The 8,544-nt window shown below is 34.8% G+C and carries 4 protein-coding genes; all 4 read left to right on the plus strand.

The window, feature by feature from the left end:
* Positions 1–378 precede the first annotated feature (378 nt).
* The gene (locus AB1422_13215; protein MEW6620270.1) at positions 379–1,140 is read left to right on the plus strand and encodes a HEAT repeat domain-containing protein; all 762 of its coding nucleotides are present in this window, start codon (positions 379–381) and stop codon (positions 1,138–1,140) included.
* Positions 1,141–1,142: 2 nt separating this feature from the next.
* Entirely contained in the window at positions 1,143–1,283 is a 141-nt protein-coding gene (locus AB1422_13220; GenBank protein ID MEW6620271.1) for a hypothetical protein, read from the plus strand.
* 238 nt (positions 1,284–1,521) lie between these two features.
* Positions 1,522–2,844, plus strand: a complete 1,323-nt coding sequence (locus AB1422_13225) for a HEAT repeat domain-containing protein (protein MEW6620272.1) — start codon at positions 1,522–1,524, stop codon at positions 2,842–2,844.
* A 20-nt stretch (positions 2,845–2,864) separates the two neighbouring features.
* The coding region (locus tag AB1422_13230; GenBank protein MEW6620273.1) for a hypothetical protein at positions 2,865–8,544 on the plus strand (5,680 nt) is incomplete at its 3' end.

The raw sequence follows: 8,544 nt of genomic DNA on the forward strand, positions 1-8,544 counted from the left end.
GTTTTCCACAATCAATTTCTACCTATTTCTATAAATTTCAATCTATTTCTATTATCTTATCTCCATATCACTCTTATCTCCTTATCCCCTTTCTTACACTTTTGATATATAGCCTGAACGGTTACCATTATTGCTTACTTGAAGACACGGAACTGGCTACTTCATTTTCCTTATAAAGAAGAAAGAAAATGGTAACTATTCTTAACGGACTCTTGGGGTCAAACCGTGAATGTTGAATGTAAAAGGATGACCCTAATCCTACTACGGATTTCACGGATAACGCTGATTAGCACGGATTATAAAAATAAAAAATCTGTCTCTATCCGGATCATCCGAGTAATCTGTGTACTAAAAAATAAAAGAGGAGTGTGAAGAAAAATGAAAAAATGGAAAAAGATTGTTTTATGGATAGCAGGAGGAATAGTGGTGATAATGAGTATATTGATTATTTATGTCGTTGATACCTTGTTTTATCTCTTCCCAAGAAGGGATACAGAGGCAATACGGAAAATTTTGGTAGCAGATTTTAGACGAGAGACTAGCTGGCAAAGACATCATCGCACACCACCAATAATTTGGCCTTCCCCTTTTTATGAGCCTAAATTAAAGAGAATGGGTAAATCAATACTTCCTGCGTTAATAGAAATAATAGAAGATGAGAAAGAAGATAGGTATGTTCGAGGATTTGCATCAGATTGCTTTGAATTCGTGGGAGAAGAAGGGAAAAAATATGTACCCAGATTGATTAAGATTTTAAAACAAGGGGATGAGACAGGACAATGGTGTGCAGCAAACGCTTTGGCTATTATTGCATATAAATTTGAAGATAAAAGTATTATAACTCCACTAACAGAAGCATATGTGAAAGATAATCACCCTTTTGTATGGGAATTAAGTAGAGAAAAATCTTCATTATTTAAGGGTAATAAAAAAGCTATAGGACTACTAAGTGAATATTTATTGACCGAAAAAAAATATCATGGAATACGGCGTACAGTAGCTGAAATATTAGGGAATATTGGAGATAAGAGGGCAATTGAGCCTTTAAAGGAGATATTAAAAAGGAAGGATGAACATCCGCATGTTAAAAAAGCCGCTGAAGAGGCTTTAAAAAAAATGTTAAATAAAGGAAATGAATAAAAATGAATAAAAGGATAAGTAAGTTTCTACTAACAATAATTACCATTCTAATTCTATTTATCCCTATCTTTTCAACTGGAGATGATGAGACTAAACCTCAACCAGGGGATGTATTTTTCAGAACAGACAATGTCACGCCATGACGCAATGACGCAAAGAGAAGTAAGAAAATAGTTGAAAGGAAAAGGAAAGTGTGATATAATGGTAGTTAAAGTTAAGGAAGTATCAAATTTTAAAACCACCAAGTCCACAAAGGGCACAAAGAGAGAATAATCTTATAAATCTTTGTGTTCTTTGTGTGCTTTGTGGTTCAAAACATATAATCAGTTTAATCCGTTTAATCCGCTTACTAAAAAAACAAAAAAGGAGTGTGATGGAAAAATGTTAAAGAAGATATTAATAATTGGTGGTATTTGTTTAGTGATGTTAGTGATAGCTTGGGTGTTGATGATAGGTTACTTTACTGTAGTGGTAAAGACAAAAGATGAGAAGACAATTCGTCTTGTAGACCAGAATAAGATTATGAAAATTACGGCAATTCCAATTAAGATTACTAATGCCATCATACCACCACCTAAACTTGAAAGTAAAAAACCAGAAGAAAGAAAAAGGATAATCATAAACTATCTAAAAGAAGCGATTGAGGCAAATGATAAATGGCTATTATTAAAGGGTGTAGAAATAGATAAGCGGGTACTAAGAATGGGTGATGTTATAGTTCCAGTATTAATAGAGATAGTTAGGGATACTAAACAAGAAGGTAGAGTGCGTCAATATGCAGCAAGTATGTTAGAAGAGATGTTTCGTTGTAAGAATAAAACACTTGAAGAATTAATCGGAGATGAAGAATGGAAAAAGGATGTATTTACAGAATCGTTTAACTTAATTAAAAAGATAGATATTGAGAGTGCAGTGCCTACATTATTAGAAGCGATTGAGGATGAAAATGCGTTCACGAAAGAATGTATAATCGGGATATTCGAAGAAATGAAAGATAAAAGAACAGTTGAGCCTTTGCTAAAGATTTTAGATGAGCAAAGAGTTTATCAATGGGAAACAAACTTAGGGAAAAGAACAAAAGAGGCATTGTATAAGATATTGAAGGAGACCCATGACCGAAGAATAGCTGAGGCATTAGATAGAAATGGAAGTGATTATGGGGTTTGGCTATGGGTAGATGAGGCAGGAAGACAAAAAGTAATTAACAGAGCTATGGATATATTAAGAGGTAATTATACCCCAGAAGTTAAACTTACCTATGAAGATGAAGAGAATATAAAGGCATGGGTTAAGAGGGAGAGGAGAAGATCTGCAGAAGAATTCAGAGAATTAGAATTAGAAAGAAAGAGGGTTGCAATTAAAGAAAAGGCTATTGGATTATTAGGTGTGGCTAAGGCAAAAGAGGCTGTGCCTATGTTGATTGAGATGTTAGAGAAAGAGGTAGAAAAGAGAGATTTTTTTGGTATTATGGGAAATATAATTACTGCATTAGGGAAAATAGGAACTGATGAGGCAGTAAATGTATTAATAGAGTTATGCCGAGCCAAACAGATAGGGGGGGGGGTAACAATAGAAGCATTGGGAGAATCAAAAAATAGAAAGGCTATACCATTTCTTGAAGAAGTGCTAAACGGTAATGATAAGTTTAATGGTGAATTAGCAGCAAAGGCCTTAAAGAAAATAACAGGCAAGGAATATAAATAATAATAAGAGGTGATAAAATTATGAGAAAGATTAGATTATTAGTAGTATTGCTAAGTCTATTCGTAGGTTTTAGTGTTTATGCGGATGATGGACAAGGAGGAGGAGATGAAATGGAAATAGAAATTCCACTTGCCCCCCCACCACCGCCGCCACCTCCTCCGATACCATCTCCAACTGGCAATGAAAAAGTATATATAGTCTATCGGGATACAAATGGTAAAATGGCAAAAACCCCATTGGAAGCGGTAACAGGTAAAACTGGGCATGTAGGATTTTTGATTGTTATGCCAGATGGGACAAGTTATGTGATTGATACTATTCCTGATCCCGACGGAAATGGTCCACTAAGAGATGGTGTTAGAGAGACAGATTTGAATGGATTTAATGATGGTCAGGCACAAAACCTGTGGTTCATTGATACAGAATTAACTTCAACGGAAGTAGTGGACATTATTAAGTGGTTAATTACACCAGATAAGCCAGATACTCCTGAGATAGAAGGAGTTTGGGGTAAACCTTATACCAATCCACCTACTCACATAGGAGGACAACAAAAAGGTCCTAATCAATACGATTGTGTGGGATTGGTTGAGGTGGCATTGGAAATGTTGGCTAAAAAATACCCTCTAAATCATCCTGAAAGAGAACGACTTAATCTTACACCCGATGAAGTTGAAAAATGGTGGCTCCTCCCTTATGAACAGCTAATGGAGGCATTAGCGAAATTAAAAGAAGTTGATATTACGGATATCTTTGGCGGAGAAGAGCTACCACAGCCGACTGATCCTGGGAATGATCATCCTGATGATTATATAGGGGTGTTGGGAAAACCAATACTTAAAGAGACTGAGGGACCAGTGGCTAATGTGGCGGTACTTTATCATGGATTCCCGAAAGAGGCATCAAGTATTATTGGTGATTCTTGCTGGATAACCCCTGAGTTTGAAATTGACCAGGTTACTATGTACCCTGCTATAATTATTCCCTCTGGTGGATTTTTTGGGCTGGAGACTTCACAGATACTAAAGTATAAATTAAGGAAATATGTAGAAGATGGTGGGGTATTAGTCTGTTTTGCCCAACAACAGGGGTATGAGTTTAATTGCCTGCCTGGAACTATTACTGCTTATGGGTGGACAGAAGACCAATCCTGCTGGCAAAATGCCGCTTATATCGAGACTGACCACCCTATATTCGCCTCACAACAAGATGCTACCTTAGATGTTGGTATTGACGGCTACTTCACTCAATGGCCTGATGATGCTACGATTTTACTTCGCAGAACCAAGAATCAAATGCCTGCTATGTTAATGTATAAATATGGCAAAGGCTATGTCATTGCCTCGACTATTTATACTGACTTTAGTTCAGCCTATAATCGAGCATCAGATGAAGAAATAAGGTTAGTCAATGACCTGATTAGCTATGTTGAGGATATAAATAAAGAAATTCCAGAGTATAAAGCTGGGGATGAAATAAACCTGCCCATAAAAATCACCTACGAGGAATTCTATGAATTCTTCCAGGAGACCCCAGTTAGGGCAACACAAGTAGAATTCACTATCCGCGATTCTGATAAAAAAACACTCTCTACCAGCATCTTACCACTTGCCACTCCGCTTGCTTTGGGGCAATCCACCCAAATCAATTTCACCACCACCTGCCCAGACAAATTAGGCATCTTCTGGATAAACTATACCTTAAAAGACCAGGCAGGTAATATTCTCAAGCCAGAGACAAAAGGTGAACGATTTGTTGTATCCAAGCATCTAACTGGCAGTACAAAGATTGAAGGTTATTCTATCTGGGCGATAGCAGAGGAACAAATTTTAGTTGGAGCTACAGCTACCTATACTGTTTTTGTTCGCAATGATACGGATGAAGATTTTGAAGGCAATATTGGAATAGGAGTGCATGAAGAAAAGATTAATGGTGGAAGATGGTGGGCATATGTAGGTACAATTACGGATGTTACTATCCCTAATCATTCCCAAGCTAGCTTTACCTTTACCAGAAAAATGTATATTTCCGCCAGTACCTACTTTGGTCTGTTCCCTAAAGAAACTACTTGCAATACCTATTTTCTGAAAGGAGCAATAGCTACCTGCGAAAAAGGTGTACGAGTAATGAAACCAGTAGTAGATATTCAAATTATCACAGATAAAAAAATTTATGATCAAGGGGATAAAGGAACTATTACTTTAATCTTGCAAGATAAAGACAATACATATAATTTAAGCTATAATCCGGAGGTTAGACTTAAGATAACTGACCCAATAGGAGATGAAGTTTTTGCTACTAATACAACTTTAAGTATTACTTCTAATGGTTCTGTATCTACTACAATAGGTTTCCCTTTAATTACAGCAATGGGAGGGGTATATTTGATAAAAGTGGATGTTTATAACAATGAGAGTAAAATAGGAGTATGGACAAGTTCTTTTGAAATACCAGAACCTGAAATTAGCACTAATATAATTATTCCAGAGATTTTTGTACCAGATTCTACTAACACTACTTCATTTTTATTAAATAACATTAGTGCTAAAAGTATCTCAGGAGGTAGTATAACAATAGAGTTTAAAGACCAGGATTTAAACTTAATTTTTGGGAGTCAGAGTAATTTTGCGACATTATCAATATCTGGCTCTACTACTGTAAATTTTAATATTCCAATTGAAAGTATTAAGTTTGGTACATACAAACTTGTTTATATTATATATTATGAAGGGAAAAGTCTGATAGGTAAAAAAGAGATTTCTTGTAGTGCTATTACTAAAGTAAACCTTGATAAACCAGAATATCGAATAAGAGAAACTCTTATAGGTACATTGACTTTAATCAATTCAGGTAGATTTAAAGAGGATTTAGAAGCCACTATAACCATAGATGACTTAAATTTTGTTCCTACTAATACATTCAGTTTATTACCAGAGCAAAAATGGACTTTACCACTCAATATATCTATTCCAGAAACTTTAACCTCTGGGTATCATTATGGGACTATAAACCTTCATCTTAGCACTTCTACTAAATCTACCCAATTTAAGTTTTATATTCCTCCTGCAGAATTAAAGATAGAGTTAGAGAAAAAAGATTACATAATTGGAGATATGGTAAATGTTACTATTAGTAATATAGGGGGTGTAGATGAAAGCTGTGATTATAAGATAAAATTGGCTGATAGTATGGGAGTTAAAATTTATGAAGAGAATAATAGAATTGATAAAATAGAATCGGGAAAAAATCAAATTATTTCTTTCCTTATTTCTGACCAGGCAGTGACGGATAATTATGTTATAAGTATGGAATATTATGGAGAGGAAAGAGGGACTAAAACGGTTTTTTTACCTCTTAAGATAACTGGTGTGATTAGCAATGTAGATATCTCTCCTGATAAAACTTTATATTCCTTTGGAGAGCCTATCTCTATTCAAGCAGATATATTCAATCAAGGCTACCCTATAAATAATGGAAAACTTAATCTTAAAATATACAGGAATTTAAAAGAATTTAGTAAAATAGAGGGGATTTCACCTTCATCTATTGGTGTAGATGATGATAATGTCTGGTTTACTATCAGCGAGAGTTTGATTAGATATAATAAGGTTACGGGCACAACTACTTTATATGATATAGCGGATGAGGTACCAAGTCTTTGTGTAGATGAAAATTATGTATGGTTTCTTGATCATGATACAGGATTAATAGAAAGGTTCAATAAAGAAAGCGGTCAAGTAGAAGATTTAGAGAAGAAAAATAAAGTAAAAGTAGGAAATGAAAAGTACTATTTTTATAAAGATATAACCCATGATAATCAAAATATATGGTTTACTTCCTTTTGTCTCAAATATTGTCCTCCAGAGCCATTAGAAGAAGAGCCATTATTTGTATTTGAAGTATTCTTATATCAATATAATAAATCTGGAGGTCAAAAGAGTATTATCTGGAATTATTCAGTAGAGTCCACAGAAGAACCTGACATAATTAATTATCTCCCTCTTTGTGTAGATGACAGATATGTCTATTTTGGAGTAGAAAAGGTATATCCTGATGGAAATAAAGTACTTAGATATGATAAGACCAATGGAACTGTGATTATTCTATTAATCAGGAACGAAGAAATTACCTCACTTGCAGTGGATGATAACCATCTATGGATTGGCACAAATGACAAATTAATATCTTGTAATAAAGATGGAGGTGCAGTTGAGGAATATTTTCAGGGAATGAAGATAACTTCACTTTGTAGAGATAATAACTGGATATGGATTGCTACTAATGGAAATGGTTTGATAGAATATGATGAAAGAACAGAAAAGTTCCAGATATATACTACAGAAAATAGTGATATGTTAAGTAACAATATCACAACCTTATCGGCTAAAGATAGGGATGTATGGATGATTACAGATAAAGGTGTAGGCGAATATAGGGCAAAATTGGTAGAAGAAAGTATAAGTAATAACCTCGATATAGCGTCAAATGAGAAGAAATCAATGGTTATAGACATAGGCACACCTACAATCTGTGGTAAATACTATATAGATGCCAAATTACTATCATCTTCAGGACAATTTATCGCCTTTGATTCAGAGAGTTTTTATGTTACTAAAGCTACAGTTACCTTAACATTTAACCTTGATAAGCCCGTGTATAAACCGGATGAATTAATAACCATTACCGGAAAGGTTTATAACAAAGATTTAGTTTTGCCAGCATACAATCTTAATCTATACATAAACGCAGATGATAAAACGATATTAAGTGAAACAATTAATATAGGGACTAATTCACTCTACGAATTTATTGCTACTACTACAGCGACTAAGTCATTTACCATAGTTGCAGAGGTTGATGAGATAAGATTAGAAGAATATGTAGTCATTATAGAGGAGCCTTTAAAAATAGATATTACCGAAATAGGTAGTCCAAATAGAGGGACAAATACCTTTACTATAAAATTAAATAACACCGGAGATGCAGAAACGGTAATAAATGGAAGATGGAAGATAGGAGATGAGGAGTGGCAGGAATTAGGGACAGTCACAATACTACCAGGGGGAATAAAAGAAATTGCACTAAATTATCAATTCCCGCCAGATAATTATCAATCAGGTTATGCTACGCTTACCCTTGTTTTATCAGGGGATATAACGGGAACATATACAGGACAGATAGAGTTTGGTGAAAAAGTTGATGTGAAGGTTGAACCAGAGATAGTCTATCCTTTGGGTTATGTAGAAGTACCATTTACTATTACCAATCAAGGAAAACAGGATTCAGAATTTGAACTAACATTCTTATTGAATAAACAAGAGCAAAAGCAGAATATTAAAGTCTGTGCTTCTCCCAGACCTAAAGTGCCTTCCTGGTTATTAAGTGAACCAAAGATAGTTATCAAGTCTAACCCTGTAAAGAATCCACACCCTGTAAAGAGTCCAGCAAAAGCACCACAACCTGATTATTTGGAAGACATAATTAGAATAAATAGTGAATTCTATATCCCAAATGGCGGAACAATTACGGGTAGTCTTATCTATGAATTAACCGAAGGTGATTATTCCTTAAGTTATGAGTATTTTCGTGGTACTGGAAGTGCTAAGTTCAAGGTAGCAAAAGAAAACATTGCTAAGATTAAGGGGTTAACCGTAGATAGTCCCCAGTTTAGAGTAAGGGTAGAAAATCCTGGCTCAAATG

The sequence above is a fragment of the bacterium genome (assembly GCA_040757115.1).
GTDB lineage: Bacteria > UBA9089 > CG2-30-40-21 > CG2-30-40-21 > SBAY01 > JBFLXS01.

Excerpts from the sequence above, each read along its gene's own strand:
- AB1422_13215 (MEW6620270.1), top strand. The coding sequence starts at position 379 with ATGAAAAAATGGAAAAAGATTGTTTTATGGATAGCAGGAGGAATAGTG.
- AB1422_13220 (MEW6620271.1), top strand. The coding sequence starts at position 1,143 with ATGAATAAAAGGATAAGTAAGTTTCTACTAACAATAATTACCATTCTA.
- AB1422_13225 (MEW6620272.1), top strand. The coding sequence starts at position 1,522 with ATGTTAAAGAAGATATTAATAATTGGTGGTATTTGTTTAGTGATGTTA.